Here is a 2350-nt window from a genome sequence, read left to right as displayed (position 1 = left end):
CAGCCAGTTGGTGCGGCTGTGGCTGACGTTCCACCAGACGACGGTGAACAGCACCGCGCAGAGGAAGACCACGATGTCGCGCCAGTTGCCTTCGTAGGACTGCGCGGCCACCCGCAGTTGACGGCTGCGTTCGGTGGTGGTGATCAGGTCGTCGATGCGCTGGTCGATGCTGCGCTTGAGGCGTTCCCGCAGCTCGGTCTGATCGTCCGGCAGCCGCTCGAGCAGGTCGAGGTCCTTGGCGATCATCCCTCGAATGTCGGGACCCCGGACGTTCCCGGCGGCCATGCCCAGCAGTGCCCCACCGGCGATGGGGGCAGCCCCCAGGGCGATCTCGGCGATACCGGGCATGGTGTCCTGCCTTTCACTCCATCAGCGTTGCGGCCAGGGTGCCGCCCAGTTCATAGGCCCGTTCGCGCACCCCGGCGTCGATGCCGCCGGTCACCTCCAGCACGTCCGTCGCCTTCGTCAGCGCCAGCCCCGTCGCAAGCTTTTCTACCGCGTTGATCGCCCCGGCGGTGTCGTTGTTGCCGTGCACCCACAATCCGTAGGGGCGGCCCGCGACGTGGTCGAGGCTCGGGTAATAGACGGTGTCGAAGAAGTGTTTGAGCGCGCCGGACATGTACCCGAAGTTGGCGGGCGTGCCGAACAGGTAGCCGTCGGCCTCGAGCATGTCCGGCACCGTGGCTGCCAGTGCGGGCCGGACCTCGACGTCCACCCCGTCGATGTCCGGGTCGCGGGCACCGGCCAGCACCGCTTCGAGCAGCTCGCGGGTCGCCGGTGACGGAGTGTGATGGACGACGAGGAGGGTCGTTCTCATTCCCGTTCCTGCATCTCCACGGCTTTGCGCATCGCGGCACGGGCCCGGCCGCGGTCCCCGGCGTAGTCGTAGGCCCGCGCGAGGCGGTACCAGCGCACCCAGTTGTCGGAGTCGGCCTGCAGCTCGCTGCGCACCGTGTCGAACAACGCGTCGGCGGCGTCGCGCTCGATCCGGCCCGACGGTCGCCGCGGGAGGTCGCTCACGTCGAGTTCCATGCCGCGCTCGCGCGCCAGCCGGGCCAGCCGCTGGTGGGCGAATCCGGCGCGCAGGGTGCTGACGATCACCCAGATCCCGATCAACGGCAACACCAGCAGCGCCACACCCAGACCGACCGCCGCCAGGTTGCCGGAGGTGATGAAACCCATCGCGATCTGGCCGAGCAGCAGGAAGTACACCACCATCGCGATGCACATGAACGCGATGAGCAGCTGGATGCGCAGGGCGCGCCGATCGTCGGTCATGCCAGATCGAGCAGCGGCTCGATGCCCACCGTGAGGCCGGGCCGCTCACCCACCTTGCGCACCGCCAGCAGGACGCCCGGGACGAAGCTGGTGCGGTCGAGGCTGTCGTGCCGGATGGTCAGCGTCTCCCCCTGCGTGCCGAACAGCACTTCCTGGTGTGCGATGAGTCCGGCCAGGCGCACCGAGTGCACCCGCACGCCGTCGACGTCGGCGCCGCGCGCTCCCTCGATTCCGGTGCTGGTGGCATCGGGGCTGGGCGGCAGACCTTTTCGCGCCTCGGCGATCAGCGCGGCCGTGCGCGCCGCGGTGCCCGACGGCGCGTCGGCCTTGTGCGGATGGTGGAGCTCGATCACCTCCACCGACTCGAAGAAGCGCGCCGCCTGCTTCGCGAAGTGCATGGACAGCACGGCGCCGATCGCGAAGTTGGGGGCGATGAGCACCGCGGCTCCCGGCGTGGCGGCCACCCACTCGCGCACCTGGGCGATGCGTTCGTCGGTGAACCCGGTGGTGCCGACAACAGCGTGAATGCCGTTGTCCACGAGGAACTTCAGGTTGTCCATCACCACTGCGGGATGGGTGAAGTCGATGACCACCTCGGTGCCGGTGTCGACGAGCTCGCTCAGCGGATCGCCGGCGTCCACACCCGCGCTGAACGCCAGGTCGTCGGCGGCCTCCACCGCCTGGACCATCGTCGCGCCGACCTTGCCCTTCGCACCCAGTACGCCTACTCGCATGGCGTTTACCCTAATGGGCGGCCCTTCCTGCGCGAGCGTGCGTGTTTGATCCGCGACACGCCGGTGCCGGGCAGCACTCAGCGCACGCTCGTCGCCCGCGAGCGATGTGGCGAAAAAACCTGTGTCACTTCGGTTTCAGCAGTCACTCGGTGGACCGGTTTTGTCGGACCCTCGAACTAGTGTTCGAGGCATGGAGTGGGAGGACGTCGACGCGACGGTGAGCGCGTTCGAACGCGCCACCGACGCCCTGGCCGCCCTGCCCTACCACACCCTCACCGGCCGCCAACTCGGCCACCTGGCCGCCCGCTACGAACGCGCCCTCAACCGCCAACACGCCC

At 68.9% G+C, this 2350-nt stretch carries 4 protein-coding genes; all 4 read right to left on the bottom strand.

The window, feature by feature from the left end; translation table 11 throughout:
- Window positions 1-348 (bottom strand): hypothetical protein (locus E4P42_RS26710; protein ID WP_135129643.1); only part of this gene is annotated, 348 nt, incomplete at its 3' end.
- 13 nt (window positions 349-361) lie between these two features.
- On the bottom strand, window positions 362-817 hold the full coding sequence (locus E4P42_RS26705; protein WP_135129642.1) for a flavodoxin family protein: 456 nt from the start codon (window positions 815-817) through the stop codon (window positions 362-364).
- Entirely contained in the window at window positions 814-1278 is a 465-nt protein-coding gene (locus E4P42_RS26700; protein WP_135129641.1) for a hypothetical protein, read from the bottom strand. The genes E4P42_RS26705 and E4P42_RS26700 overlap by 4 nt, the downstream gene beginning before the upstream one ends.
- A complete protein-coding gene (gene dapB, locus E4P42_RS26695; protein ID WP_135129640.1) occupies window positions 1275-2012 on the bottom strand; it encodes a 4-hydroxy-tetrahydrodipicolinate reductase in 738 nt (245 codons plus the stop codon). Before dapB ends, E4P42_RS26700 begins: the two co-directional genes overlap by 4 nt.
- Between the last annotated feature and the right edge of the window lie 338 nt (window positions 2013-2350).

Origin of the sequence: Mycobacterium sp. PS03-16, from assembly GCF_004570325.1 — a bacterium.
Taxonomy (GTDB): domain Bacteria; phylum Actinomycetota; class Actinomycetes; order Mycobacteriales; family Mycobacteriaceae; genus Mycobacterium.
This window is presented reverse-complemented; position numbering and strand designations above follow the sequence as displayed.

Excerpts from the sequence above, each read along its gene's own strand:
- dapB (WP_135129640.1), bottom strand. The coding sequence starts at position 2,012 with ATGCGAGTAGGCGTACTGGGTGCGAAGGGCAAGGTCGGCGCGACGATG.
- E4P42_RS26705 (WP_135129642.1), bottom strand. The coding sequence starts at position 817 with ATGAGAACGACCCTCCTCGTCGTCCATCACACTCCGTCACCGGCGACC.
- E4P42_RS26700 (WP_135129641.1), bottom strand. The coding sequence starts at position 1,278 with ATGACCGACGATCGGCGCGCCCTGCGCATCCAGCTGCTCATCGCGTTC.